General features: G+C 44.9%; 23 protein-coding genes and 1 tRNA gene. 11 read left to right on the plus strand and 13 right to left on the minus strand.

The window, feature by feature from the left end; all coding sequences use genetic code 11:
• Nucleotides 1–33 precede the first annotated feature (33 nt).
• The 6 genes from ACYJZR_RS13090 to ACYJZR_RS13115 form a co-directional block, all read right to left on the minus strand.
• Nucleotides 34–1,044: a LacI family DNA-binding transcriptional regulator gene (locus ACYJZR_RS13090; RefSeq protein ID WP_005461087.1), complete on the minus strand. Its 1,011-nt coding sequence runs from the start codon at nucleotides 1,042–1,044 to the stop codon at nucleotides 34–36.
• A gap of 105 nt (nucleotides 1,045–1,149) precedes the next feature.
• Nucleotides 1,150–1,905 carry a chitin disaccharide deacetylase gene (chbG, locus tag ACYJZR_RS13095; protein WP_110177987.1) on the minus strand — a complete coding sequence of 252 codons (756 nt, stop codon included), beginning with the start codon at nucleotides 1,903–1,905 and terminating at the stop codon, nucleotides 1,150–1,152.
• An 18-nt stretch (nucleotides 1,906–1,923) separates the two neighbouring features.
• Nucleotides 1,924–3,246, minus strand: coding sequence for a 6-phospho-beta-glucosidase (locus tag ACYJZR_RS13100; RefSeq protein ID WP_021822812.1), 1,323 nt, complete (start codon nucleotides 3,244–3,246; stop codon nucleotides 1,924–1,926).
• 10 nt (nucleotides 3,247–3,256) lie between these two features.
• Nucleotides 3,257–3,568, minus strand: a complete 312-nt coding sequence (locus ACYJZR_RS13105) for a PTS lactose/cellobiose transporter subunit IIA (RefSeq protein WP_005461092.1) — start codon at nucleotides 3,566–3,568, stop codon at nucleotides 3,257–3,259.
• A gap of 49 nt (nucleotides 3,569–3,617) precedes the next feature.
• Nucleotides 3,618–4,952 carry a PTS sugar transporter subunit IIC gene (locus ACYJZR_RS13110; protein WP_015297303.1) on the minus strand — a complete coding sequence of 445 codons (1,335 nt, stop codon included), beginning with the start codon at nucleotides 4,950–4,952 and terminating at the stop codon, nucleotides 3,618–3,620.
• Nucleotides 4,953–5,038: 86 nt separating this feature from the next.
• Entirely contained in the window at nucleotides 5,039–5,344 is a 306-nt protein-coding gene (locus tag ACYJZR_RS13115) for a PTS sugar transporter subunit IIB (RefSeq protein ID WP_005478850.1), read from the minus strand.
• 247 nt (nucleotides 5,345–5,591) lie between these two features.
• Here ACYJZR_RS13115 and cod point away from each other — a divergent pair, with 247 nt between their 5' ends.
• From cod to ACYJZR_RS13130, 3 genes are all read left to right on the plus strand, one after another.
• Nucleotides 5,592–6,875: a chitin oligosaccharide deacetylase gene (gene cod / locus ACYJZR_RS13120; protein ID WP_005478836.1), complete on the plus strand. Its 1,284-nt coding sequence runs from the start codon at nucleotides 5,592–5,594 to the stop codon at nucleotides 6,873–6,875.
• Between the two features lie 596 nt (nucleotides 6,876–7,471).
• Nucleotides 7,472–8,485: an HlyD family secretion protein gene (locus ACYJZR_RS13125; RefSeq protein ID WP_020835358.1), complete on the plus strand. Its 1,014-nt coding sequence runs from the start codon at nucleotides 7,472–7,474 to the stop codon at nucleotides 8,483–8,485.
• A 5-nt stretch (nucleotides 8,486–8,490) separates the two neighbouring features.
• Nucleotides 8,491–10,023: an MFS transporter gene (locus tag ACYJZR_RS13130; protein ID WP_020835357.1), complete on the plus strand. Its 1,533-nt coding sequence runs from the start codon at nucleotides 8,491–8,493 to the stop codon at nucleotides 10,021–10,023.
• 64 nt (nucleotides 10,024–10,087) lie between these two features.
• On the opposite strand, the gene ACYJZR_RS13135 is transcribed toward ACYJZR_RS13130, so the two are convergent.
• The 3 genes from ACYJZR_RS13135 to ACYJZR_RS13145 form a co-directional block, all read right to left on the minus strand.
• Nucleotides 10,088–10,690, minus strand: a complete 603-nt coding sequence (locus tag ACYJZR_RS13135; RefSeq protein ID WP_020835356.1) for a TetR/AcrR family transcriptional regulator — start codon at nucleotides 10,688–10,690, stop codon at nucleotides 10,088–10,090.
• A 478-nt stretch (nucleotides 10,691–11,168) separates the two neighbouring features.
• A tRNA-Leu gene (locus ACYJZR_RS13140) sits at nucleotides 11,169–11,253 on the minus strand.
• A gap of 190 nt (nucleotides 11,254–11,443) precedes the next feature.
• Complete coding sequence (locus tag ACYJZR_RS13145; protein WP_005461097.1) at nucleotides 11,444–12,109, minus strand: SDR family oxidoreductase; 666 nt, start codon at nucleotides 12,107–12,109, stop codon at nucleotides 11,444–11,446.
• 303 nt (nucleotides 12,110–12,412) lie between these two features.
• Between ACYJZR_RS13145 and ACYJZR_RS13150 the strand changes: the two genes are divergently transcribed.
• Nucleotides 12,413–13,681, plus strand: a complete 1,269-nt coding sequence (locus ACYJZR_RS13150) for a DUF2254 domain-containing protein (RefSeq protein ID WP_025607368.1) — start codon at nucleotides 12,413–12,415, stop codon at nucleotides 13,679–13,681.
• 181 nt (nucleotides 13,682–13,862) lie between these two features.
• Nucleotides 13,863–14,342, plus strand: a complete 480-nt coding sequence (locus ACYJZR_RS13155) for an RDD family protein (RefSeq protein WP_005461101.1) — start codon at nucleotides 13,863–13,865, stop codon at nucleotides 14,340–14,342.
• A gap of 49 nt (nucleotides 14,343–14,391) precedes the next feature.
• Here the strand turns inward: ACYJZR_RS13155 and lptG are convergent, their stop codons facing one another.
• A complete protein-coding gene (lptG, locus tag ACYJZR_RS13160; RefSeq protein WP_005461103.1) occupies nucleotides 14,392–15,462 on the minus strand; it encodes an LPS export ABC transporter permease LptG in 1,071 nt (356 codons plus the stop codon).
• Between the two features lie 3 nt (nucleotides 15,463–15,465).
• The gene (gene lptF / locus ACYJZR_RS13165; RefSeq protein ID WP_005461105.1) at nucleotides 15,466–16,566 is read right to left on the minus strand and encodes an LPS export ABC transporter permease LptF; all 1,101 of its coding nucleotides are present in this window, start codon (nucleotides 16,564–16,566) and stop codon (nucleotides 15,466–15,468) included.
• Between the two features lie 201 nt (nucleotides 16,567–16,767).
• Here lptF and pepA point away from each other — a divergent pair, with 201 nt between their 5' ends.
• The 5 genes from pepA to ACYJZR_RS13190 all read left to right on the plus strand — a co-directional run bounded on the left by pepA (nucleotide 16,768) and on the right by ACYJZR_RS13190 (nucleotide 23,426).
• Nucleotides 16,768–18,276: a leucyl aminopeptidase gene (gene pepA / locus ACYJZR_RS13170; RefSeq protein WP_005461107.1), complete on the plus strand. Its 1,509-nt coding sequence runs from the start codon at nucleotides 16,768–16,770 to the stop codon at nucleotides 18,274–18,276.
• 114 nt (nucleotides 18,277–18,390) lie between these two features.
• Entirely contained in the window at nucleotides 18,391–18,840 is a 450-nt protein-coding gene (locus ACYJZR_RS13175) for a DNA polymerase III subunit chi (protein WP_406966407.1), read from the plus strand.
• A gap of 94 nt (nucleotides 18,841–18,934) precedes the next feature.
• Nucleotides 18,935–21,793 (plus strand): valine--tRNA ligase, encoded by a 2,859-nt coding sequence (locus tag ACYJZR_RS13180; RefSeq protein ID WP_406966405.1) that lies wholly within the window; start codon nucleotides 18,935–18,937, stop codon nucleotides 21,791–21,793.
• A gap of 212 nt (nucleotides 21,794–22,005) precedes the next feature.
• Nucleotides 22,006–22,410 carry a DUF2061 domain-containing protein gene (locus ACYJZR_RS13185; RefSeq protein ID WP_015297309.1) on the plus strand — a complete coding sequence of 135 codons (405 nt, stop codon included), beginning with the start codon at nucleotides 22,006–22,008 and terminating at the stop codon, nucleotides 22,408–22,410.
• 110 nt (nucleotides 22,411–22,520) lie between these two features.
• Nucleotides 22,521–23,426 carry a bifunctional helix-turn-helix transcriptional regulator/GNAT family N-acetyltransferase gene (locus tag ACYJZR_RS13190; protein WP_406966404.1) on the plus strand — a complete coding sequence of 302 codons (906 nt, stop codon included), beginning with the start codon at nucleotides 22,521–22,523 and terminating at the stop codon, nucleotides 23,424–23,426.
• A gap of 19 nt (nucleotides 23,427–23,445) precedes the next feature.
• Here ACYJZR_RS13190 and ACYJZR_RS13195 read toward each other — a convergent pair whose 3' ends face one another.
• A complete protein-coding gene (locus ACYJZR_RS13195) occupies nucleotides 23,446–24,246 on the minus strand; it encodes a glycosyl hydrolase 2 galactose-binding domain-containing protein (protein ID WP_029801856.1) in 801 nt (266 codons plus the stop codon).
• Between the two features lie 146 nt (nucleotides 24,247–24,392).
• Nucleotides 24,393–24,806, minus strand: a complete 414-nt coding sequence (gene rraB, locus ACYJZR_RS13200) for a ribonuclease E inhibitor RraB (protein ID WP_005455099.1) — start codon at nucleotides 24,804–24,806, stop codon at nucleotides 24,393–24,395.
• Between the two features lie 575 nt (nucleotides 24,807–25,381).
• Here rraB and arcA point away from each other — a divergent pair.
• On the plus strand, nucleotides 25,382–26,605 hold the full coding sequence (gene arcA / locus ACYJZR_RS13205; RefSeq protein ID WP_005455102.1) for an arginine deiminase: 1,224 nt from the start codon (nucleotides 25,382–25,384) through the stop codon (nucleotides 26,603–26,605).
• Nucleotides 26,606–26,626: the final 21 nt, after the last annotated feature.

Genomic DNA, 26,626 nt, shown 5'->3' on the forward strand with positions numbered 1-26,626 from the left:
GTTCATAATTTGAATCAAGCTCATACCTGAGTATCAATCAGAGTCTTGTTTTAATACTCGATCCGCATGACGCAGTTTTAGCTTAGCTTCGAAGACAGGTTTTTCTATGTGTTCCTGTTTTTTTACTAACCCCATTAACGTTTGCACTGCTGCTCGCGCCATATCACTAATAGGGAAATGCACCGCAGATACCGTCGGGTACAAACTTTCACATAGGTCTACACTGTCAAAACTGGTCAAAGAGATTTGCTCCGGCACCGAAATTTTATGCTCATGAAGATATTGCATCGCCCCAACCGTCATTTCTTCGCTGCATGAAAATACAGCAGTTACCTCTGGGTGACGTTTTAAAATGGAAGCCATCGCATCATAACCACTTTGTCTGCCGTAATTCCCTTCTTCACACCAACTTTCATCAATGTCGATACCAGCTGTTTTCATTGCATCAACATAGCCAAGCTTTCTGAGCAAACTATTGTGACGTAGGGATGGCCCGGTAATACAGGCAATGTTTTTATGGCCACCAGCGATTAAGTGCTCAACAGCGATACGACTTGCATGGTGGTGATTAAACGTAATGCAGCGCTCTTCAATCCCTTCAACATAACGATCGAGAAGCACAAAAGGCGTAGGAAGTTTTGCTAACTCACGTAGATCATCATCGGATAAATAGCGACTATGCAGAACATAGCCATCGCAACGAAGATCGTTGAAACGCTGAATCGCTTCTTTCTCTCCTTCAGCAGAATGATGACCTTGCGCAGTGATGAGAAACTTCTTATGAATGTCCAATTCCGTTTGCACTTGCTCCATCATTTCACCGAAAAATCCACCGGTGTAATAAGTCACCAACAAACCGACCATATTACTTGACGATGTTGCAAGAGAACGGGCGATCGCACTTGGACGGTAATTCAATTGCGCCATGGCTTGTTCTACTTTTTTTCTAGTTTCTTCACGAAACTTTCCTTCCCCATTAATGATGCGAGAAACGGTAGAACGATTTACACCGGCGAGTTCGGCGACATCTTTAATCCTTGCCATAATGCTAATGAATCCAACTGCTAATAAATAATGAATGTTTTTATTCGAAAAATGGCTGCCAGCAATTCGTAAGGTGACTATAGGGGTCGAATCTGGCAGCCTTAATCATACACCTACAACTTGGCTGGTAGAAACGAGTGCGGAGTAATCCGTGACGGCTATACCATGCTGCGCCAATTGCTCTTTTAGAATGGGAGATGTGAGCACTTGTAGCTCTAACTCTCTTTGCAGTGCATAGCCACTTTTCATAATAAGGGGCTGGTCGGCATAAGCAGGATGACACATCACCTCTACCACATCGTAATTCTCTTTTAAGCTCAAAAGGTGTTGCATTAATCCGTCCAAACTCACCTTTTGATCGTAAAACTCATCGGTAAAGAAATAGCTTGTCGTCATTGGTTGATGACAGATACCACTTCCGCGAAGTGGCACGCGGTGCTCTTTCGCGAGTTTCTGAACAATAGGAAGAATCTGGGGGTGCGTATGAGCATGATGATGACTATCAAGGTGACTGAGCGTTAGTCCAAGTGACAAGAAGTGATCAATTTGAGCTTTAGCTTCATCGTAAACCGCTTGAGCTTCAAAATCTTGCTTGTTCCACAATTCACTGTATTTGACGAAATGCTTTCTACCATTGGTTAAGTTTGGGTGCTCCGTGAGAGGAGCACCTGCTGTAAACCGTAGATGTACGCCAATTTTTAAGTCTGGATTTTGATGAGCTAACTCGATTGCATTCTGCTCAGCATCCATCCCTACCATCATAGTAGTCGATTTCACGACACCATCTTGATAGGACTTTACAATGCCGTTATTAACACCTTGAGTCAGACCAAAATCGTCCGCATTAAAAATGACTTTCATTGACGCTCTTCCTTAGTATTACAACGCTGTAAGTTTAAATTGAGGCAAATAAGGCGCATTAACCGCTAACAGCTCATCCAATATCGCTTTCGCTCGACCAATGTCTGGCACCAAAGGATTATTCGTTAATGCCATCAATGCTTTGTCGTAGTTACCTTCAACAGCGGCTTCTATCGTCAACTGCTCATAAGCTTTCACTTGATGCAGTAGTCCTTTGATGTTGTTTGATAGCTCACCAACAGCAAGTGGTTTTGCTCCCCAACTACCAATCACTGCACTGCATTCAATCACGGCATCATCCGGTAGGCCATTGATCGCGCCGTTGTTTAAAACGTTTACGACATGAATGCTGTTACGGTTGTTATAAATGGAGTCGACGAGATTGAGTGACGCATCTGAGTAATATGCTCCCCCTCGCTCTTCCAACTCTTTCGGTTTGTGGTCTAAGTTCGGATCTTGATAGAGCTTAAACAATGCATTTTCGGTTGCCATGACTTGCTCTGCGCGAGTCCCTTTTTCACCTGCGCTCTGCTTTTCTTCTGCCAACATAGCGTCTGTTTGGTAAAAATAGCGATGATAAGGACAAGGAATCGCACCAAGCGCTTTTAGAAATGCCGGATCCCACGGTTCTTCCCAAATGTTCTTCATACTGAAGTTAGCGCCATCTCCGACTTTCTCTAAGACGGTTTGAGTGATGTCTTCGCCTTTCAGCCACGCTTTGTGTACCCAGACCAGATGATTTAGACCTGCAAACTCCAACTGTAGCTCTTTGGGCTCGCAATCCATCATCTCTGCAATCATCATTTCCATTGAGACGGGTACATTACATAAACCGATACTTTTGACTTTAGTATGCTTACTCACCGCTTCTGAGACGAGACCAGCAGGGTTCGTAAAGTTGAGCATCCAAGCGTTTGGCGCCAACTCTTCAATGTCTTTACAGATATCAAGAATGACCGGAATGGTTCTCAGTGCTTTAGCAAATCCGCCAGGGCCTGTGGTTTCTTGTCCGATCACGTCATATTTGATAGGAATTCTTTCATCGTTTGCTCGAGCAGCAAGCCCGCCAACACGGAATTGAGTCATGACAAAGTCAGCGCCCTTGATCGCAGCACGGCGGTCAAAATCCGCTTTAATTTCAATATCCGCGCCCGCTTTATCGACCATTCTCTGAGCCAAGCCTTTGATGATTTCTAGTTTTTCCGCGCCGGATTCTATGTCCACAAAGTGAATCTGTTTAACTGGCAAGTAATCCAAGCGTTTGATTACCCCTTCAACCAATTCCGGGGTATAGCTACTGCCACCACCAATAATGGCAAGTTTGATCGCCTCTCTAGACATAATGATTTCCTTACTTGTTCGCGAGTTGCTTGTTCAAAGCGACAATCTCAACAGCCATTTCTTGCGCTAGAATCGTTGTCATTAAATGATCTTGAGCGTGCACCATAACCAGAGTCATCGGCACTTTGCCTTCCCCCTGATCTTCTTCGATCAGTTGCGTCTGAATTAAATGCGCCTTGTTAATGCACTCTCTGGCTTGCAACAATTTCTCTTCTGCTGCTTCAAATTTTTGCTCTCTCGCCAAACGGAGTGCTTCATAACTTAAACTTCTGGCTTCACCCGCATTACAGATGATTTCCATTACAACCAGTTCTTGTTCCATTTTATCTCTCCAGAAATATGGGCTGCTTGGTAAAACAGCCCATTCATAATTAAGCGGTTACGCCTTCACCAGCAGGTTGTTCTGCCTGTTTCGTTTCTTTGGTTGTTGGTAGTTCTTGCTCAAGCATTTGCTTCTCAAACATTTTGAAGAATGGGAAGTAGATAAGAAGGTCAAGAATCAACAGACCCACTACGAGCAGTACCGGAGAAAACGTCCAGCCGCTTCCCCAAGACGCACCAATAATTGCCGGCGTCGTCCATGGTGTAGTAGCCACCCCCATACCTACGAAGCCAAGATGCACAGCAAAGTAAGCAATCGTTGCGTTAATTACTGGAGCAAAAACAAATGGGATGAACAATGTTGGGTTCATTACGATTGGGCTACCAAAAATCACTGGTTCATTAATTTGAAAGAAGCCAGGAACCGCACTCATTCGGCCGATACTCTTTAGGTGAACAGAGCGGCTAAATGACATAAGTAGAACCAACGCTAACGTCGCACCAGAACCACCAATGAAGATATAGAAGTCCCAGAACGGCTGAGTGAAGATATTCGGAACAGGCTGCCCAGCAACAAATGCGTCGATGTTTCCACTGATGTTTGTTAGAAAGATTGGCGATAGAAGGCCAACCACAATCGCGGCACCATGAATCCCTGCAAACCAAAGTAATTGACACATGAGTAGTGCACCAATGATTGCAGGTAAAGTATTTGATGCGCTGATTAATGGCTTGAACATCGCCATAACAGCATCAGGAATCAACATGTCGTATTGGGTTTGAACGAAGATGCTTAATGGATAAAGCGTGACAAACACAGCTAGAACAGGCAGTAACACCTCGAAAGAACGCGCGATCGCAGGTGGCACCTGCTCTGGCATGCGAATCGTGATGTTATGCTTTTTCATAAATCGATACAGCTCAACAGCAAAGAACGCACACATTACTGCAGTGAAGATCCCTGTACCGCCCATGTGTTTCATCGCTAACGTGCCATCTTGAGCAGGTGCAGCCACCAGCAAGAAACACATTAAAGATAAAACCGCGCTAGTGATCCCATCCATTTTGTACGCTTTCGCCAGACTGTAGGCGACACCGAGCGACACGAAGATGGTCATGATCCCCATCGACATATTGAAAGGCATCATAATGGTGTCAAAGTGAGTGGTAGCAAAGTCAAGCCAAAGACGACCAAAGGTAAACGTCGTATCTTCAGCAAATGGTGGAAATGCAAAAATCAAAATGAAACTGCCCACGATGATAAACGGCATAGCGACAATAAAACCATCTCTCATTGCGCGAACGTGGGGTTGATTACCCACTTTTGCAGCGATAGGGGCTATATGCTTTTCGACTGTTCCTATAATCGCGTCATAAAGCTTCATAGAGTCCATCCTTATTTCAGACAAAATAATCCCGCATCAAATATTTATATTTGATGAACAATTTTCTTTTATTTCAAATTATTGACTTAGTTAATTAATTCTAATGCTTGTTCTAGTACTTCGTCCCCTTTCATCATTCCATATGCTTGGGGAGATATCGCATCGATATTTTTTCCGTACTCTTGCGCTGTTTTTCTTAACTCTTCCAGTTGAAAACGTACCTGAGGACCTAGTAAACAAACGTCATACTCTTTAATCGCCTCTTCAAATGCATTCACTGACATCGCATCAATTTTGCATTCAATTCCTTTAATTTCAGCAGCTTGCTCCATTTTCTTAACAAGCATACTGGTCGACATCCCTGCGCTACAGCATAAAAGGATCTTTTTCATAGCCTTACTCCCGTTGTGTAAATTTCAACCTGCAAAAACTGTAGCAAAAATAATCAGCACAAAAAAGCGCAACCGGTTGCGTTATTCGTGAACAGAATCTCACTTTAGAAAATAAGGTCTATTTTTTAATAATTATTTAGGTCTAGGATAAAAGTCAGAGAATTAAGGAAGATTACGAATTTACATTTACAACTATCAATATATTACTACTGACAACGTCATTATTAATTTCGAAAAGGAATCGAAAATGAAATTAAATAAACTGGCTATTGCAACGCTTGTAAGTGCCGCTCTATCTCAATATGCATTTGCCCAAACTGACACCAAAGGAACCATTTATCTGACGTTTGATGATGGCCCAATCAACGCCTCAATTGACGTCATTAATGTGCTAAATCAAGAAGAAGTAAAAGCGACGTTTTACTTTAATGCGTGGCACCTAGATGGTATTGGTGATGAAAACGAAGACAGAGCGTTAGAGGCACTAAAACTGGCGTTGGATAGCGGCCACATCGTCGCAAACCACAGTTATGACCATATGGTTCACAACTGTGTTGAAGAATTTGGCCCAAACAGTGCGGCAGAATGTAATGCAACAGGTGATCACCAGATCAACTCTTATCAAGATCCGGCCTACGATGCCTCGATGTTTGCAGAAAACTTGTCAGTACTAGAAAAATATTTGCCGAACATTACGAGCTACCCTAACTATAAAGCGAATGAGTTTGCCCGCTTGCCGTATACCAATGGTTGGCGCGTTACGAAAGACTTCAAAGCGGACGGCTTATGTGCTACGTCCGATGATCTCAAACCTTGGGAGCCTGGCTATGCATGTGATACGGCAAACCCATCTAACAGTGTAAAAGCAGCCATCGCGGTTCAAAATATCCTAGCGAATAATGGCTATCAAACTCACGGTTGGGATGTGGATTGGGCCCCTGAAAACTGGGGCATTGCGATGCCAGCAAACAGCCTTACAGAAGCTGAACCATTCCTTGGGTATGTCGATTCCGCGCTAAATACTTGTGCGCCTACGACAATTAACCCTATCAACTCCAAAGCACAAGAGTTCCCATGTGGTACACCTTTGCATGCTGATAAAGTTATTGTGCTAACTCACGAATTCCTGTTTGAAGACGGTAAACGTGGCATGGGTGCAACTCAAAACCTACCGAAGCTCGCGAAGTTTATCCAGCTAGCCAAACAGGCTGGTTATGTCTTCGATACCATGGATAACTACACACCGAACTGGCAAGTTGGTAACAACTACAGCGCCGGCGACTACGTTCTACACCTCGGTACGGTATATCAAGCAGTAACAAGCCATACAGCGCAACAAGATTGGGCTCCATCACCAACATCTAGCTTGTGGACGAATGCGGATCCAGCTACTAATTGGACTCAGAATGTTTCATACAAACAAGGCGATGTGGTGACTTATCAAGGTTTGCGTTACCTAGTTAATGTACCGCACGTATCTCAAGCAGACTGGACTCCGAACTCACAGAACACCTTGTTCACAGCTCTATAAGCTGTTCCCTACTATCATCATGTAGTAGTTTGCGCGAGGCATACCCTCGCGCTTTTTTCTTTTGTAGAGTGGGAAAATAGGTATAAGTGTTATGTGGTGAATCTGGTGCGGTAATAGTGGAATCAATGTCATGGTCTGATCCAAGGTGCATTGGTGCGTGTGATTGGTTGTTAATGAATATCCCCAACAGCCTTAATACACACTACTCGACACCCCCCATGAAAAAAGGCTTAACCGCCAATCCATTAAAACGATCTTTCACCCAAACAGAACCCCATCGCACCGTAAAGTCACCATGGTCGTACCATGGTTCTTCTCGCTCGAAGCCCTTGGTAATACTGGTTTGCGAGATTACAGAAGTTTGCATTTGTTGGATTTACTAGGATTCCCTTGCGCACAGAATCGTCATGCAATTCACCATGAGAGCTAATTTCATAAAACTATCTAAAGAGGACCTACCCAAATAAGAACAATATAAACAATAGGATAATTCTTTATCCTTTAACAATACTCAACTATCCCTTTACTAAAATCGTACTGAACAGTACAGTACGAATAAATGTGCATTTAGTAAATCATTACGTTGGGTTTCAAACATGAAGAAGAAAGTTATCGCCTTGTCGCTTGTTGTGGGTTCGTTATTTGCTGCTGGTTGTACTTTATATCAGCCAAATACTATAACGACGGATAACGCATATGTTCATTCGGATGTGACGGCCATTTCACCGGAAGTTGGTGGGCAAGTCAGCGAAATCTTTGTCAAAGATAATCAGTGGGTAAGCAAAGGAACCCCTTTGTTTGTCATTGATGATGAAGACTTTATTGCCAATAAAGAGATTGCTCGAGCAGCACTTGATGTTGCAAGTTCTGCACTTACTTCGAATCAAATCAAAACGGACATGCAGTTAATGAAGATTGAGCAGGCGAAGCAAGGTATTCGCCGTGCGAGTGCAAATGCAGCGCACCAAGCGGCCGAATTTAAGCGTCTTTCTCGTTTGGTGCAAAAGCAATCCGTAAGCAAAAATCAGTTTGAAGCGCAAAAAACACGCTCTATAGAAGCCAGTAGTAATCTTGAAACCGCTAAATTGGCCTTAGCGACTGAGCAAAAACAGCTCGATACACTGATGACTGAAAAGTTGCAACTGACAGCACAGCGTACAAAAGCGGAAGCGAGCTTACGCTTGGCGAATATTTCACTGGAAAGGACCACAGTTCGTGCGCCATTCGATGGCTATGTCGCAAACAGACAAGTACAAGTCGGCAAGTTTGTACAACCAGGAATGGGGCTCATCGTGATGGTGCCAGACTATGTTTGGATAGAGGCAAACTTTAAAGAAACACAACTTGAGAACGTTTTACCTGGGCAAGAGGTTGAAGTGGTATTGGATATGTTTCCAAACCATCCATTGCATGGTCGCGTATCTTCGATCACTCCAGCAACTGGTGCGCAGTTTAGTTTGTTGCCACCTCAAAATGCGACGGGGAATTTCATAAAAGTAGTACAACGTGTACCAGTACGTATTGAGCTAGAGATCCCTCAAGAGTTGAGTCAACGAATCTATCCGGGGTTGTCTGCAGAAGTATCGATTGAGACCGCGACACAAGGTTAACAGCAATGGAAAAAAGTTCACCTCTGCTGATTTTGACGCTTTTTGCGATTGTTGCCTTTGGTATTAACTCCGTGATGTTTACCGAGTTATCGTATGAGATGGCAGCAACGTCAGGCTTATCTGCCGATGAAGTCGCTTTGGTTAAAGTCGGCTTTATGATCGTGCAAATATTAGGTTTTATCTTTACACCAATATTGGTGCGTAGGCTGGGCACGTTAATTCTCTTACATGCCATTTTATGGGTAGGTTTTACGAGTAATCTTGTACTTTATTGGGGCGGACATCAAGAGCTGGTATTCACTCTGACGTGGCTCGTGAGTGGCTTTTTTATGAGCATGTTAATGGTGGTATTAAACCTGTACTTGCTCCACTTTTTTAAGCAGAGGTGGCTACCTGCCATCATCGCTTTGACACTAGTTTTATCAACTTTGCTACCGATGGGCGCTTACCCTTGGGTAGCAGCAAAGATTGTCGAAGTCTTTGACTGGTCACTGTTGTGTGTCGTGTCGGCTTGGTTGTATTTCTCTGCCTTGGTAATTGTATGTCTCTACAATCCAAAGCCGATTCAAATCGAGACCGAACCCAAATCCAGCGGCTGGTTTTACTTCGTTTTGGCCCTGATGATAAGCCTTGTTGTATTTTTATTGATGAGAGGGGGCTATTACAATTGGTTCGACTCAGATTGGTTTGTTAAAGCTTCATCGATAGCCGCCGCATTGACTTTATTGCTGGTGTACCATTTGGTTAAGACCAGTCCTTCAAATACAGCATCAACACAGCTACATAGTAAGTTGAAAACGAACGTCTTTATGTACAATGCCTTTTTAGCTGGTTTTGCAGTTATGGCGAGCAATGTGTTGTTTACTAGCTTTCTGAAAATGGCTTTGAAGTACAACAGTATTAATGCTGGATATGTGCAATTGCCGGCATTTTACGCCATGTTAGCTGGCATGTTAGTGAGTGTTTTGGTGTATTACTTCCGCCGTCCTGTGTCGGACGCCATCGTCCCGTTTGGTGTGGTGATGATTATCCTTTCGGTACACAAGTTTAGTCAGTTACCGAGCTTTGCAGGGGCGGAATCTTTGCCCTTTCCGATGCTATTGAGAGGGTTTGGTGTCGGCTTGCTCAATGTTTCGGTGACGATTGCGGTATTGATGTATTTTCCTGCCGGGCAGCGTTTAGAAGGCATCGCGAACTTTTATCTATTTCGTACTATTGGTGGTGTAATCGCAGGAGCCGTGTTCTCACGGGTAATCCAAAGCCACAGCGCACAAGCTTCTGGAGAGGTTGGAAGGACGCTCGATAGTATGAATAACGCATTTGGTGCGTATGAAGATGCGTTAAGAAGTACGATTCTTACTCATGGTCACTTACCTAATTCGGCATTAGGAACGAGTCAAATTAGCTCTGTCGTTAAAGAGCAGGTGATGACACTGGCACTGAATAATTCGTTGCTGATGTTTATCGTGTCGGTCTTTGCACTTGCTCCAGTCTTACTTATCGGCAAGAAACTGGCTGCGAAGCAAAAAGCTGACTAATCCATTGAGACAATTAAGTAGGGGAGCGTTGGCGCCCCCTTTCTCTGTTTTATCAGGTTGAGTGTTATCTTTGATAGAGTGCTAGGAATGCAGCTACAGCTTTTTGGGTGTGTGAATCCAATTCTTCATCTGTCGGAAAATCAACGCCCATGAGCGCCATGTTGTGGTAATCCAACTTGATCAGTGCGAGTAGTTGTTCACAAGCAAGATCGGCATCTTTAATATCGAGTTGCAAGTTGATAGTTTCATACTTAAAAAAATCGATCAGATATTGATGAATACGTTGGGGCCCCGTTTGCCAAAACTGATTTGGCACAAAATCATGTTTGTTGAAATCAGCAGAAACAATACGATAGAGAGATAATATGGGATTAGAACAAATCCCTTTTAGATACTTCTTGGCGAAGTCATGTAATGTCTTTTGCAAAGGTTCTTCTTGCTTGTCTGCTAGCTGAAATACGGACTCTAGGCTGGTTTTGGTGTTGTATGCGAGGACTTCGACAAACAACCCTTCTTTATTGGAAAAGTAACGATACAAAGTCTGCTTTGAACCACCACAAATAGCGACGATTTGATCGAGTGAGGTGTCTTTGTAACCTTGTTCGATAAACAAATCTGTAGCGACTTCGATTATTCGAATTCTTTTTTTTTCAGTAGAAAGGCGCATTAATAAACCTAAGTAGCACTCACTTCAGTTCTAGAAATTGAGAGTAGCAATAAAACTGTTCAGTACAGTACCATTAATAAGTTAAGTTGAACAGCCTCGGACTTAATAAGCACTTTTTCAACTATTCATCAAAACGATCACTAAACTTATAACTCTTAGACTAAAACCGCATAGCACCGTAAAGTCACCATGGTCGTACCATGCTTCTTCTGGCTCGCAACCCTTGCTAATACTGACCCGCAACTTTGCATTAACTGTAATTTGTTGGATTGACTGGGATTCCCTTGCGCACAGAATCGTCATGCGATGAACCATATATGGACCATAGGAGAAATTTTAAGGTAGATAAAGTGAGTCTATTGGAGCGAAAAAAGAGGCGATAGCAGGAAAGGAATTTTGAGATAAGCACCTGAAAAATCGAATATTTACAAACGCCTAAAACGACGAAAGGCCGCTATAAAAGCGACCTTTCTATGTATGGTACCGGTGGGCGGACTTGAACCGCCACGCCCGAAGGCAACGGATTTTGAATCCGTCGTGTATACCAATTTCACCACACCGGCATCTCTGGGCTATTGCCCTTTGATGGTTGGCATTATACGGAAGCTTTTGACCTGCGCAAGCAGAAAAACCTTAAATAACTATCGTTTGCTGATAATTTCGCCACAAAGTGTGACAAAACTAAGCTCGGAGGAGAAAATCAAATTCATCTTCACAAAAAACCGCGCAAAAACTCTCTCATTCAGAAAAGATTTACTGTCGATTCACTGTAATATCAGAAACGTAGCCGTTGCCAATGTTAGCTAGCGAACCATGTATCATTAATGCTGCATCTTCTGCGCTCATAAAGCTACTCGTATCCAAGCTCTTACCACTGGTTTCCCAAAACTCAGTCGCCATTCCTCCCGGATACACGGCAATAATCTTCATTGGCTTACCCTTCAACTCCAGACGAACCGATTCAATCAATCCTTTGACTGCCCATTTCACAGCGCAGTATGTGGATTCTTGAGCTTTGGGCTGCTGAGCCGCAGTAGACATGATCATCACTACATTAACAGGCTGATCCTTGTATCGCTTAACCAACTCCCGCAGCACGTTAATCGCTGAGCTGAGATTATTCTCTATTAAGGTTTGAATCTGCTCTGGATCTTGCTCTTGTAACAACCCAAAGTACCCACTGCCTGCACTGTGAACCACCGTGCTCGGAATAGAATCTAATTGTTCAAACAATTGTTCCACTTCTTGATGGGATGCGAGATCACAAGCTCGATAGCCAACATTGTTCGATAAGCAGTTTGTGACTGTAGAGAGCTTACTCTCACTTCGTCCAGTCAGATAAGTGGCTTTCCCTTCCGCATCATAAAGCTTGGCCAACTCCGCCCCTAAGCCGCTACTTGCACCTGTGATTACAATCATTTTCTACCTCGTTCGTAAAAGTGCTTTCTAATGTGTGTACCAATTAAGGTAACGGAATATAGGCTGATTCACATCTTACGAACGCCATTCTTTGAAGCAGCATGACTTTCTGATTTTAACGCTCGTTAACTTCTAAATATGCCCAATAGTTTTCAAAACTATCCAATGGTTCGGATACCAGTACCTTGATCACGAAGCTCATCAAGCACAAAGAGAACCCGGAAATTTCACCTATGCTTAAACAAAGAATAACGTTTTGAATTTCCTATCGACTTTCTCACTTAAGATAAGAGGCACATGAGAATGACCGGCTCCAAATGGCAGTGGCTGCTTAAACAAATGACACGCAAACTATGGGTTCGTACATCACTTTTCGCCTTACTTGCTGTTGTAACCGCCCTGATCTCTATTATTTTAAATAAATTCATTACCCTGCCTCCCACCATCAATGTCAGTAATGAGCTGCTGAATAACATATTGAATATTCTCGCGACGTCGATGCTGGCGGTGACGACGTTTTCACTCAACATTATGGTTTCAGCGTACAGCGCGGCTAGTGCAGGGGTCACTCCTAGAGCTACTAAGCTATTGATGGAAGACAGCACAACGCAAAATGCTCTGGCGACTTTTCTTGGCTCATTCTTGTTTAGTTTGGTAGGCATCATCGCACTTGGTATTGGCGCCTATCACGAGCAGGCACAGATCTATTTGTTCATCGTAACCATGGTGGTGATCATTATGATCATCCTGACTCTACTTCGCTGGATTCAGCACCTATCTGTACTTGGTAGAGTCTCGGAAACCACCTCAAATGTGGAACAAGCGCTATTAAGCGCGATTCGAAAACGAGGCTGTGAGCCTTGGCTGGGTGCATTTCCTTGGAGTCATCCAGAACACAAGCCGAGAGGAAGCAAACCGATTGTCAGCAAAGAAATTGGTTACTTACAACATATTGATATGCACCATCTAGATAGTGTTGCTAAAGCCTCTCAATCCACTATCTATATTGAGAGGCAGCCAGGGAGTTTTGTTTATCTTGGTCAACCATTGGCTTGGGTCTGTGGCGAATTAGCAGAAGAAAGTGAGGTAACGGCAGCGTTCACGATCCGAACTGAGCGATCCTATGACCAAGATCCTCGCTTTGGCTTAGTTGTACTTGCAGAAATAGCCTCTAGGGCCCTCTCTCCTGCCGTTAATGATAATGGTACTGCGATTGATGTTCTGGGACGTTCGATTCGGGCGCTTTCACTTTGGGGAGAACTTATTAGCCAACAGCCAACCAAAACTCGCTTCCCAAGATTGTTTGTGCCCTCGTTAAACTGCCAAGATTTATTCGATGATGTCTTTTTGCCGATAGCGCATGATGGGGCGGCTCAACTGCAAGTTCAAGTTCGCCTGCAAAAGGCATTACTAGCCTTGTCTAGTATGCATCCCAAGCTGTTTAGCGCTTCAGCAACCAAGCTTTCAGAGAAAGCTTTAGAACTCGCGTTGACCCAACATTTCACTGAAGATGAAAAGCATCAACTTGCGCAACTTTCGAACCAGGTAACTGACCCAAAAACACGGCGCTGACGATCCATTCAATCAGCATCGTTTTAAGCATACGCCTCAAACATGCGTATGCGCAGCCATCATCCTTCGTGAAAAGCTCTTAGATTTGGTCGTAATTGGAGAGTCTGTGCGTCAGCTCTCTTTTCACAGACTGGCGGAATCTATATCCTGACGCACAATTTTTAAGGTAAGTGATGGAATTATGACTACTTCTACAACTCTTCCACCAGCGGGATTTTTCCGTCGATTGGCCGCTTTGTTTTATGACACTCTAATTGTCTTAGCCATTGAGATGATGGCGGCGGGTGTCGTAATAGCAGTGGTGTTTGCTTTGAATGCAGCAGGCTTGCTGAGCTACGGAGAATATGTGGATGCCGCAGATATGTTAGGGAAACACCCGGTGTTGAGTCCGATATTCACACTTTATCTGGCGGTAGTCTGGATTTACTTCTTCGTCTTTTTCTGGACGCGAGCAGGTCAAACCCTAGGCATGCGCGCTTGGAAAATGCAAATTCGAAACGCGAAAGACGGCGCTCCAATTACGGCGACTCAAGCATTAATCCGCCTTGCGACATCAGGCTTTGGTCTTGCGAACTTAACCGTGCCAATTGACCCGCAAAAACGTGGTTTCCACGATATCTGGGCAAAAACTGAAGTGGTGGTTTTGCCAAAAGCAAAATAAATCGCCTAGAAACAAAAAAGGAAGGCATAGCGCCTTCCTTTTTCTTTGATTATAGCTTTCTTCTTAGCAACGCCACCGCAATCGCCAAAAACGCTAAGCTCGGAGCTAAGGCACCAAATATCGGCGGTATGCCATACACCAGAGTCAATGGCCCGAAGAACTCGCTGGAGATATAGAAAGTGAAACCAGCCACAACGCCAGATAAAACTCTCGCCCCCATTGTTACGCTTCGCAGCGGACCAAAGACGAAAGACAATGCCATCAACATCATTACGGCAATCGACAAAGGCTGCGTCAGCTTACGCCAAAATGCGAGTTCGTAACGTGAAGCATCTTGCTCTGATGCTTTCAAATACGTCACGTAATCATATAAGCCGCTCAGAGAGAGCTCTTCTGGTTTTACTGTCACCACGGCTAGCTTGTCAGGAGCCAACGACGTGTGCCATTCCATTTGATCCATCTCTTGTTTGGAAATCACGTTTTCGTCTTGCATGTTGGTGATTTGCACGTCACGCATCAACCAATTGTTATCTTGTTGGTAATCCACTTCTTCAGCGAAGATAACTTTTTCTAAGTTCTTGTCATCATCAAAGCGCCACATGTTCAACGCATACAACTTGTCATCTTCCACTTTACCAATGAAGATGAAGTCGTTGGCATCACGAGCCCAAACCCCAGCACGAACCGAAACGATGCTGCCGCCAGACAATGCAAAAGATCGCAAATCACGCGCCATTTTCTGAGCTTCTGGTGCCCCCCATTGGCCTAAAGTCATCACGATAAGCATCAATGGAACGGCCGTTTTTAGCACGGACAAACCGATATCCAGCTTGGAGAAACCCGCCGCTTGCATGACCACAAGCTCAGAGCTCGACGCCAGCATACCCAAACCGATCAGCGCACCCAGCAATGCTGCCATTGGGAAAAACATTTCAACATCACGAGGCACGCTCAACAAAACGAAATACAAAGCGTGCGTCAGGTCATATACACCACGCCCCACTTTTCGTAGCTGTTCCACGTATTTGATGATACCCGATAGGCCAACAAATGTTGCCAGAACCAAGGCTGTGGTAGAGATGATGGTTCTACCGATGTAAAGGTCTAAGATTTTGAACACAGCTTACGCGAGCCTCTTCTTACGGAATTTTTCTTTCATTCGTCGAGCAGGAACACTGTCCATCATATTGGCCATGATCGCGACAATCAGCAACATCGCATTAATAGGCCACATTCCAATCGCCGCCGGAATCGCACCATCTTCCAATGCCGATTTTGTCGCACTAATCGCAAGGAAGTATGCCAAGTAAATCAGAATCGCCGGGCCCATTTTGGCAAAGCGCCCTTGACGAGGGTTCACCGCAGACAAAGGAATCACAAGCATCGTCAACAATGGGATACATACAAACAGAGAAATACGCCATTGCAGCTCCGCTTGCGCTTCAGGATCCGGATGGCCAATCAAATCCGCCGTTGGGTAAGCTTCCCAGTCACGACCTTTCTGTTTGACTTCACGCTGCCCGATCACCCCTTCATATTCATCAAATTTGGTGATCATATACTCCACGCGAGTTGGCACACCTTCATAGCGCGTACCTTCTTGCATCGTAATAACCTGACGGCCATCTGACAGTTCTTTTACTTCACCAGAAGAAGAGAACATCACGCTAGGTAGAACCGAATCTCGTGGACGCATTTGCGCGACAAACACGTTACTAAGCGTGCTGTCCTTAATATCGTCAATGAATACCACGGATGAACCGTCTGGCGTACCTTGGAACTGACCCTTTTTAAGTAAGTCGACGCTGTTTTCCGCCGCGACTTGTTCGTAAAGGTGCTCCACTCGGTCTTGAGACCAAGGTGATAACCAAAGTGCATTAAACGCAGCCACACCAGAGGTGATCAACGCCAAGTAAAGTGCAGCTTGCACTAGGAACTTGTTGCCGATCCCCGTCGCATTCATCACGACAATTTCGCTTTCTGCATAGAGACGACCAAAAGTGATCAATATGCCGATGTACAAACTCAATGGCAGCATCAATAAACCCATTGCTGGCATGTTCAAACCAACAATAGAGAAAATCAATCCAGCAGGAATATCCCCGTCAGAAGCATCAGCGAGAACACTGATGAACTTCTGGCTCACAAACACCAAAAAAAGTACGAAAAAAATCGCAAATTGACTCTTGAGTGTTTCGCGGATCAAATATCTAACAATAATCACGCTGAAATTACCTATACAAAACTTGTTTTTTTGGTCGAATCACTATAGTTTCCCGTTGAACCATTTATTTTTTTAAAAATTATAAACTAAATGTTAGTCGCTTAAATCAGCTCTAAATGTAAGCTCGGAGCTAAAATTCAACAAGTAAGCGATCATTATCTAACATTTAGAGCAATTTGTCTTCAGGATGTAGGAGTACGCATGGAGTTCAGTGTTAAAAGTGGCAGTCCAGAGAAACAACGTAGCGCATGTATCGTTGTTGGTGTGTTTGAACCACGTCGCCTTTCTCCAGTAGCCGAGCAACTTGATAAAATCAGTGACGGTTACATCAGTTCACTACTTCGCCGTGGTGATCTAGAGGGTAAACCTGGTCAGATGCTGCTACTGCATCAAGTACCAGGTGTTTTGTCAGAGCGCGTTTTACTTGTCGGTTGCGGTAAGGAACGTGAGCTTGGCGAGCGCCAGTACAAGGAAATCATTCAAAAGACGATCAGCACACTTAACGAAACAGGTTCAATGGAAGCTGTATGTTTCCTAACAGAACTGCACGTTAAAGGTCGCGATACTTACTGGAAAGTTCGCCAGGCAGTAGAAGCGACGAAAGATGGTCTATACACATTCAACCAATTCAAGAGCGTTAAACCTGAAACGCGCCGCCCACTGCGTAAACTTGTTTTCAACGTACCAACGCGTCGTGAATTGAGCCTAGGTGAAAAAGCAATCACCCACGGTCTAGCCATTGCGTCTGGTGTAAAAGCATCGAAAGACCTTGGCAACATGCCACCAAACGTAGCCAACCCAGCTTACCTTGCCTCTCAAGCTCGTCGTCTAGCGGACGATTACGAAAGCGTAACCACCAAGATCATCGGTGAGCAAGAGATGGAAAAACTGGGCATGACATCTTACCTAGCGGTAGGTCGTGGTTCGAAGAACGAATCTATGATGTCTATCATCGAGTACAAGGGTAACCCTGACTCAGATGCAAAACCTATCGTGCTTGTAGGTAAAGGTCTAACCTTCGATTCAGGCGGTATCTCATTGAAACCGGGCGAAGGTATGGATGAGATGAAGTACGACATGTGTGGTGCGGCATCGGTATTCGGTACAATGAAAGCGCTAGCGAAGCTAAACCTACCAATCAATGTAATTGGTGTTCTAGCAGGCTGTGAAAACATGCCAGGCAGCAACGCTTACCGTCCAGGTGACATCCTGACCACAATGTCAGGTCAAACTGTTGAAGTACTAAATACTGACGCAGAGGGCCGTTTGGTTCTGTGTGATGCACTGACCTACGTAGAGCGTTTCGAACCAGACTGTGTTGTTGACGTAGCAACGCTAACAGGCGCTTGTGTTATCGCACTTGGTCACCACATCAGTGGCGTTCTATCGAACCACAACCCACTGGCGCACGAACTTGTAAACGCATCTGAGCAATCAAGTGACCGCGCATGGCGTCTACCAATGGCGGACGAATACCACGAACAGTTGAAGAGCCCATTTGCTGATATGGCAAACATTGGTGGTCGCCCTGGTGGCACTATCACTGCGGGTTGTTTCCTGTCTAAGTTTGCGAAAAAGTACAACTGGGCACACATTGATATCGCAGGAACTGCGTGGAAGTCAGGCGCAGCGAAAGGCTCAACTGGCCGTCCTGTCTCAATGCTTGTCCAATTCCTTTTGAACCGCAGCGGCCAAGAGACAGAAGAGTAATTTCTGAACTAAATCGAAAAGGGCCGCAAGGCCCTTTTTTATTACCCCGATTTTCTTCATTGAAAATGGGCTTTAAGATGGTCTTAGGATGAGACCAAGGCAAGTGAGAGAATGATGCAAACTGCGACCTTCTACATCATTAACGAAGAGAGCCCGCAAGCAAAGACGGCTGGCTTTGAAGAGTACATCGTTTTTTTGGCGCAGCATTTCGCACGCCAAGGCGCTAAAGTGTACCTAAACTGCCAAGATAAACCGCATGCCGAACAGCTTGCTGAAGCTTTCTGGCAAATTGATGCAGACCAGTTCATGGCACATAATCTCGTTGGCGAAGGACCGAAATACGCCACCAATATTGAAATCGGCCACGATGGCGTGAAACCATCTTGGAATCGTCAACTGGTAATTAATTTGGCGGAAAATGAGACAACCTTTGCGAACAAGTTTGCTCAAGTGGTAGACTTCGTGCCTTGCGAAGAAAAAGCTAAACAGCTCGCAAGGGAAAGATATAAAATTTACCGACAAGCAGGCTACCAGCTGCAAACGATCGAAATTCAATATCCTTAGCGGTCAATCCTTATAGTTAAGCTCTCTCTTTAGAGAGTTCACTTATAGAGATTGACTAAGATTCAACCATCAACGTATCCATTTAAAGAGCGCTATGGAAAAGACATACAACCCAACTTCAATCGAACAAGCTCTGTATCAGACTTGGGAAGAGAAAGGCTACTTTAAGCCACACGGTGACACTACTAAAGAATCATACAGCATCATGATCCCGCCACCGAACGTCACTGGTAGCCTACATATGGGCCACGCGTTCCAAGATACGATCATGGATACGCTTATCCGTTGTGAACGTATGAAGGGTAAAAACACCCTTTGGCAAGTAGGTACTGACCACGCAGGTATCGCTACTCAGATGGTTGTTGAGCGTAAGATCGCAGCAGAAGAAGGCAAAACTAAGCACGATTACGGTCGTGATGCTTTCATCGACAAAATCTGGGAATGGAAAGGCGAATCAGGCGGCACAATCACTAAGCAGCTTCGTCGTCTTGGCGCATCGGTAGACTGGGATCGTGAACGCTTCACGATGGACGATGGTCTGTCTAACGCCGTTCAAGAAGTTTTCGTTCGTCTATACGAAGATGACCTAATCTACCGCGGTAAGCGCCTAGTTAACTGGGATCCAAAGCTACACACCGCTATCTCAGATCTAGAAGTAGAGAACAAAGACACTAAAGGCCACATGTGGCACTTCCGCTACCCGCTAGCAGATGGCGTTAAAACAGCAGATGGCAAAGACTACATCGTTGTTGCGACCACTCGTCCAGAGACCATGCTAGGCGATACTGGTGTTGCGGTTAACCCAGAAGATCCACGTTACAAAGATCTTATCGGTAAAGAAATCATCCTTCCTATCGTTGACCGTCGCATCCCAATCGTGGGCGATGAGCACGCTGATATGGAAAAAGGTACTGGCTGTGTGAAAATCACACCTGCGCACGACTTCAACGACTACGAAGTTGGTAAGCGCCACCAGCTACCAATGATCAACATTCTGACGTTTGACGCAAACATCCGCGGTGCGGCTGAAGTATTCAACACAAACGGCGAGCCAAGCGACGCTTACTCAACAGAACTTCCTGCTAAGTACCACGGCATGGAACGTTTTGCTGCACGTAAAGCTATCGTTGCTGAGTTTGACGAGCTAGGCCTGCTTGAAGAAGTGAAAGATCACGATCTACAAGTTCCTTACGGCGACCGTGGTGGCGTGGTTATCGAACCAATGCTAACTGACCAATGGTACGTACGTACTGCACCTCTAGCGAAAACAGCCGTTGAAGCAGTAGAAAACGGCGACATCCAATTTGTTCCTAAGCAATACGAAAACATGTACTTCTCTTGGATGCGTGACGTTCAAGACTGGTGTATCTCTCGTCAGCTATGGTGGGGTCACCGCATCCCAGCTTGGTACGACAACCAAGGTAATGTTTACGTAGGTCGCACCGAAGAAGAAGTTCGCAAGAACAACAACCTAGAGTCAGTCATTGAACTGAACCAAGACGAAGACGTACTGGATACCTGGTTCTCTTCTGCACTATGGACGTTCGGCACTCAAGGTTGGCCAGAGCAAACTGACGATCTGAAAGTATTCCACCCTTCAGACGTACTAGTAACTGGTTTCGACATCATCTTCTTCTGGGTTGCGCGCATGATCATGATGACCATGCACTTCGTGAAAGACGAAAACGGCAAGCCACAAGTACCATTTAAAACGGTTTACGTTACCGGCCTAATTCGTGACGAAAACGGCGACAAGATGTCTAAGTCGAAAGGTAACGTGCTTGACCCAATCGACATGATCGATGGTATCGACCTAGAGTCTCTAGTAGAGAAGCGCACTGGCAACATGATGCAACCTCAGCTAGCGAAGAAGATCGAGAAGAATACTCGTAAGACGTTTGAAAACGGTATCGAAGCATACGGCACAGACGCACTGCGTTTCACTCTTGCAGCAATGGCATCCACAGGTCGCGATATCAACTGGGATATGAAGCGCCTTGAAGGTTACCGTAACTTCTGTAACAAACTATGGAACGCTAGCCGTTACGTAATGATGAACACAGAAGAGCAAGATTGTGGCTTCAACGGTGGTGAGATTGAATACTCACTAGCGGACAAGTGGATCGAGTCTCAGTTTGAGCTCGCGGCGAAAGCGTTCAACAACCATATCGACAACTTCCGTCTAGATATGGCATCTAACACGCTTTACGAATTCATCTGGAACCAATTCTGTGACTGGTACCTAGAGCTAACTAAACCAGTTCTATGGAAAGGTACAGAAGCGCAACAGCGTGGTACTCGCCGTACACTAATCACAGTTCTTGAGAAGACGCTACGTCTGGCTCACCCAGTGATTCCTTACATCACTGAAACTATCTGGCAAAGCATCAAGCCACTAGTTGAAGGTGTAGAAGGCGAGACAATCATGCTGCAAGCACTGCCTCAATTCGACGAAGCAAACTTCAACCAAGAAGCGCTAGACGATATTGAATGGGTGAAAGCGTTCATTACCAGCATCCGTAACCTACGTGCTGAATACGACATCAACCCAGGTAAGCCGCTTGACGTGATGCTGAAAGCAGCAAACGCAGAAGATGCAGCGCGTCTAGAAGCAAACAAACAAGTACTGATGTCTCTAGCGAAGCTTGAATCTGTACGCGTGCTTGCAGCTGACGAAGAAACGCCAGCGTGTGCAACAGCATTGGTTGCTAAGTCTGAGCTGATGATCCCAATGGCGGGTCTGATCGACAAAGACGCAGAACTTGCTCGTCTTGATGGCGAAATCAAGAAAACTCACGGCGAAATCAAGCGTATCGAAGGCAAACTAGGTAATGAAGGCTTCGTAGCGAAAGCACCTGAAGCCGTTGTTGCTAAAGAGCGTGAGAAGCTTGAAGGCTACAAAGAAACACTAGCGAAGCTGGAAGAGCAAAAGAAAACCATCGCAGCTCTTTAATCGTTAGCGTTGGACTAGAAGCGAAACGCTTCTGCTCTTAAAATCAGAAAGGTTGGTCATCATGGCCAACCTTTTTTTTTATCAGTCCATTCAGTAAAAATCCTCCTATCGATAGTTTTTACCTATCAAATTAATATCCACCACCCATTGGCGTTAATGAGAAGTATTATCGATAATGTATTCATCGAAACAAACACGATTGAGTAATTATCATGAAAAAGACACTAACATTCGCAACGCTGCATTTTACTATCGCATTTAGTGTCGCTTACGTGCTTACTGGCGACATTCTAATTGGTAGTTTAATTGCCATGATTGAGCCATCAGTAAACACCGTCGCTTTTTACTTTCATGAAAAAGCTTGGGCAAGTGTTCCCGCTTTAAAAGCTCGTCAATTCATGACCAAGCTAAAAACCGCGAGTTTCGCAACGGTACACTTTAGCGTAGCGTTTACGGTGGTTTACTTGTTAACGGGTGATGCATTTATCGGTGGCGTTATGGCAATGCTAGAGCCATCATTAAATACCGTAGCCTACTACTTCCACGAAAAAGTTTGGTTACGGAAATCGTCTGATCAGAGTTCAGCGCCGCATTTTTGCTTCCACAAACACGCGTAAGAGCGGGTCGAAACCAAAGCAACAGCGAGCTCAAACCGATTTATCATTGACAATGTTGCGCACCGCAATTAAATTAATTGCGGTGCGCAACTTATTATAGGTAACTTAAGATGAATCCTCGTCAGCTCAGACATTACTCCCGACAGACCGTCCGCTTGTTAGGTATGCTTGATAAACAATGTGGCGAGGTTACCCTCACCCCAGTACAAGCTCATGCCTTGGGCGAGATCCAATTACAGCCACTGACTATCAATCAACTGGCGCAGCAGCTTAACGTAGATAAATCCAATGCCAGCCGCACCGTAACTGCTCTCATCAAGCAGAGCCTGGTTGAGAGCATCGAAAATCCAAAAGACAAGCGCAGCCAGTTCATAGCTTTGACCGAGCAAGGCCAACACGCGCTATCTCAACTCGACCAACAACAAAATACTTTCTTCGAATCATTGCTATCCCATCTGGACGAAAACGAACAGCACCAGCTCAAACAAGGGCTTGAAGTGTATCTAAAAGGCTTAACCAAAGTATGCCAAGCAAACCAATTTGTTCTTCGCCCACTCAGCAAGGCCGATAACCCACAAGTCGCCGACGTGATTCGTCAGGTTTCCGCGGAATATGGTCTAACCGCAGACAAAGGATACGGCGTCGCAGACCCAACACTTGATGACATGTATTCTGTGTATAACCAACAAGGTGCCGCTTATTGGGTGATTGAGCACAATGGCGTCATCGTCGGTGGTGGTGGTTTTGCTCCACTAGCAGGCGAACCTAACGTGTGCGAACTACAAAAAATGTACTTTTTACCCCAAACTCGCGGACACGGCTTGGCAAAACGTATCGTCGCGCTGAGTTTGCAACTGGCTAAGCAACTTGGCTATAAAAAGTGTTATTTGGAAACGACAGAGTGCTTAAAAGAAGCGATAGGTTTGTATGAGAAGTTAGGCTTTGAGCATTTACATGCCCCACTTGGACAAACAGGGCATGATGCATGTGAAGTAGTGATGCTTAAAACACTGTAATAAAGAGCATTACTAAGAATTAAAGCACAACATGGGTAACGCAAAGCTCTTGGCTAAGCGCAACTGAAAATGCTTGGCGCTGCCCATCTAATTCCACCGCAAGTTGGTAGAGATCTTTCGGATCGGGATTATTCAAATCAGCGTACTTAGGCGCTTCGATCTGAAATAACGCACTGGCATGATCGGCGCGCACATCAATTGGAATATGGTAAGTCATACCATCAAACTTCACTGATGCCGAGACCAAACCCGGCACAAAAGTCTGATAGTAAAGATCCACTTTAAACTCACAACCACCACCGTGATGCCAAATTTGTTCGGTCGCGACACGCTCTAAACGTACGTTGCGAATAAATTGCAGGTAAGGCACTTGCCACACGCCTAAGCGGTCATCGCTTTTTCTATATTCATGATCGGACAGCGAACACAACTCAGGTTTATCTTCATCAAACAGAAGATCTTCGTCTTCCTCTAAGAACAAGATTTCAAAGCGGTTACGCCCCATTTGCATGTAAGGGCGAATGTCTTTCTTGTAGACATTCTGAGAGCCATCGCAGTCAAACAATGCAACGCCATTCAAACGCACCTCAGCGTGGTAGTCCACCCCACCCAGCACCATTTCAACCGCTGGGAACGCCATCATGGATTCATCCACCTCAATGTCGTGCATCAAGTGCCATTCTTGTTGGCGAATGGCCGCTTCCGTCAATTCAGCGGGCAGCACCTGACTCAGAGGAGCAGGGAAAGTGATGTCATCCTGTGGGATAGAAAGGTCCGTCAGTGGAGAGACTTGCCATAATCCGGCGAGTGAGAGTTGCATATTTACCTTGAGCTAGATCAATTTTCACGCATTATAGGGAGAAATCCCCCATAAACTCAACGTGAATTGTTTATCGTTACCCGGCGTTGTCATTTTCTAAGCATAAAAAAACCAGCGATAAACGCTGGTTTTTCGAAAACATTAAATTACTCGTCTTCATCATCTTCGTCAGAGTAAAGCGCATCTTCGCCTTCGTAGTACGTACCCCAGCCATCGTAGATGATGTCGTATTTTTCAGCTAGGTGAACCAGCTTTTCAACTTGTGCGTCAATCGCCTCTGCATTTAGAGCCGATTCCATTGTCGCGTCACAACACAGCAGTTTGTTGCCGTCTTCGTCTTCTGTTTCTTCTGCTTCTAGAACTTCGAAGCCCATTTTGAACGCTTCAACAACCGCTTTTTCTAGCGTATCGAAATCTTCAGCAAAAAGGTGGTGCTCAATTTCGTATAGCGAATCTGGATCGCTGCCATCTTCTAGCAATGCTGCAATGATATCGCGAGTCTCTTCCTTTTGAATCTCAATTAATTCTTCTACTGATAGATATTCATCTTCGTGAGACATGTTTTTGGCTCCAGATTAGTTACTTGATGGAAACACTATACCCGATACTGAGTATGCTGATCCGGTGAAATATGGCATGGATTGCGATGAAAAGCCACAAACAAACGCCAAACCGCGATGATTCTTCCTGCCCAAATATTAAAACCCATCACAAAGAAACAAAAAGTTAACAAAAAACGGTATTTTTTAATATTCAGAAGATCCTAATTGAGCTCATTGTAGGATATTTGATGGTTTGTTGAGTGATTATGACGCCTGAGTGAATACAGCCACGCTACCAATTTAGAAGGATAACGAATAAAGAAAACTGAAAAACTGCATATTTTAGAATAGAAATGCACATTTTATGCACTAAGCATGTAATCTTTCCTGCAAAATACAAAAAGAATAAAAACGCATTCATTTAAAAACCAGCAAAATGGAATTAAAAACCAAGAATTAGATACAAAAATGCCAACTAAAATAAAAACCACTAAAAATATAACCGATCACAACATTTAAACGAAGTTAACGAATTTGCATCTTTGCCGTAAGATTGTCATAACTAATGGCTGGAAAATTTGTAAGGATGCAAAATGAGTAAGCTGTACGTTGGATCAGAAGTTGGTCAACTTAGACGAGTACTTTTAAACCGCCCAGAGCGCGCCCTCACCCACCTCACGCCGTCAAACTGTCATGAGCTATTGTTTGATGACGTGCTTGCTGTAGAAGCCGCGGGTGAAGAGCATGATGCTTTTGCTCGAACCTTGAGAGAGCAAGATGTTGAAGTACTTCTGCTCCACGATTTACTGGTGGAAACCCTAGCCGTTCCAGAGGCAAAACAGTGGCTGTTGAACACGCAGATTTCTGACTTCCGCTACGGGCCAACCTTCGCTCGCGATTTACGCCAATACCTTTTGGAAATGGACGACGAACACCTCGCGACTATTTTGCTTGGCGGCTTAGCCTATTCTGAGTTACCTATTCAATCTTCTTCGATGCTACCGAAGATGAAGCGCCCACTGGATTTCGTGATCGAACCACTACCAAACCATCTATTTACCCGCGACACCTCATGCTGGGTATATGGCGGTGTATCACTCAACCCAATGATGATGCCTGCGCGCCAACGCGAAACAAACCATTTACGCGCTATCTATCGCTGGCACCCGATCTTTGCAGGCCAAGATTTCATTAAATATTTTGGTGATGATGATCTGCATTACGACAACGCAAACGTTGAAGGCGGAGACGTACTGGTGATCGGTAAAGGCGCGGTATTGATTGGCATGTCTGAGCGAACCACTCCACAAGGGGTAGAAAACTTAGCGGCAAGCCTGTTTAAAGCAGGGCAAGCGAGCGAAGTGATCGCCATTGACCTGCCTAAGCACCGCTCTTGTATGCACTTAGATACGGTCATGACACATATGGATGTGGATACCTTCTCAGTCTACCCAGAAATCATGCGCAAGGATCTGGATACATGGCGTCTGACCCCGAAAGGCACAGACGGTGAAATGCATGTCGAAGCGTCACACAACTACCTACACGCGATTGAATCTGCTCTTGGTCTTGATCAGCTTAAAATCATCACCACAGGCGGTGACAGCTACGAAGCAGAGCGCGAGCAATGGAATGACGCGAACAACGTGCTGACTGTAAAACCAGGCGTTGTGATTGGTTACGAGCGCAACGTCTACACCAACGAGAAGTACGACAAAGCTGGCATCCAAGTGTTGACCGTTCCTGGTAACGAATTGGGCCGTGGTCGTGGTGGTGCTCGCTGTATGAGCTGTCCAATAGAACGAGACGATATATAGCCGATTCACCTTTTACATTAA

This window comes from Vibrio sp. RC2502 (assembly GCF_054850435.1).

Bases quoted from the DNA above. Each gene is read 5' to 3' on its own strand.
- ACYJZR_RS13180 (WP_406966405.1), top strand. From the start codon at position 18,935: ATGGAAAAGACATACAACCCAACTTCAATCGAACAAGCTCTGTATCAG.
- rraB (WP_005455099.1), bottom strand. From the start codon at position 24,806: ATGTCTCACGAAGATGAATATCTATCAGTAGAAGAATTAATTGAGATT.
- arcA (WP_005455102.1), top strand. From the start codon at position 25,382: ATGAGTAAGCTGTACGTTGGATCAGAAGTTGGTCAACTTAGACGAGTA.
- cod (WP_005478836.1), top strand. From the start codon at position 5,592: ATGAAATTAAATAAACTGGCTATTGCAACGCTTGTAAGTGCCGCTCTA.
- ACYJZR_RS13145 (WP_005461097.1), bottom strand. From the start codon at position 12,109: ATGATTGTAATCACAGGTGCAAGTAGCGGCTTAGGGGCGGAGTTGGCC.
- ACYJZR_RS13195 (WP_029801856.1), bottom strand. From the start codon at position 24,246: ATGCAACTCTCACTCGCCGGATTATGGCAAGTCTCTCCACTGACGGAC.
- chbG (WP_110177987.1), bottom strand. From the start codon at position 1,905: ATGAAAGTCATTTTTAATGCGGACGATTTTGGTCTGACTCAAGGTGTT.
- ACYJZR_RS13100 (WP_021822812.1), bottom strand. From the start codon at position 3,246: ATGTCTAGAGAGGCGATCAAACTTGCCATTATTGGTGGTGGCAGTAGC.
- ACYJZR_RS13130 (WP_020835357.1), top strand. From the start codon at position 8,491: ATGGAAAAAAGTTCACCTCTGCTGATTTTGACGCTTTTTGCGATTGTT.
- ACYJZR_RS13175 (WP_406966407.1), top strand. From the start codon at position 18,391: ATGCAAACTGCGACCTTCTACATCATTAACGAAGAGAGCCCGCAAGCA.
- ACYJZR_RS13155 (WP_005461101.1), top strand. From the start codon at position 13,863: ATGACTACTTCTACAACTCTTCCACCAGCGGGATTTTTCCGTCGATTG.
- ACYJZR_RS13185 (WP_015297309.1), top strand. From the start codon at position 22,006: ATGAAAAAGACACTAACATTCGCAACGCTGCATTTTACTATCGCATTT.
- ACYJZR_RS13125 (WP_020835358.1), top strand. From the start codon at position 7,472: ATGAAGAAGAAAGTTATCGCCTTGTCGCTTGTTGTGGGTTCGTTATTT.
- ACYJZR_RS13150 (WP_025607368.1), top strand. From the start codon at position 12,413: ATGACCGGCTCCAAATGGCAGTGGCTGCTTAAACAAATGACACGCAAA.
- ACYJZR_RS13190 (WP_406966404.1), top strand. From the start codon at position 22,521: ATGAATCCTCGTCAGCTCAGACATTACTCCCGACAGACCGTCCGCTTG.
- ACYJZR_RS13115 (WP_005478850.1), bottom strand. From the start codon at position 5,344: ATGAAAAAGATCCTTTTATGCTGTAGCGCAGGGATGTCGACCAGTATG.
- ACYJZR_RS13110 (WP_015297303.1), bottom strand. From the start codon at position 4,952: ATGAAGCTTTATGACGCGATTATAGGAACAGTCGAAAAGCATATAGCC.
- pepA (WP_005461107.1), top strand. From the start codon at position 16,768: ATGGAGTTCAGTGTTAAAAGTGGCAGTCCAGAGAAACAACGTAGCGCA.
- ACYJZR_RS13105 (WP_005461092.1), bottom strand. From the start codon at position 3,568: ATGGAACAAGAACTGGTTGTAATGGAAATCATCTGTAATGCGGGTGAA.
- ACYJZR_RS13090 (WP_005461087.1), bottom strand. From the start codon at position 1,044: ATGGCAAGGATTAAAGATGTCGCCGAACTCGCCGGTGTAAATCGTTCT.
- ACYJZR_RS13135 (WP_020835356.1), bottom strand. From the start codon at position 10,690: ATGCGCCTTTCTACTGAAAAAAAAAGAATTCGAATAATCGAAGTCGCT.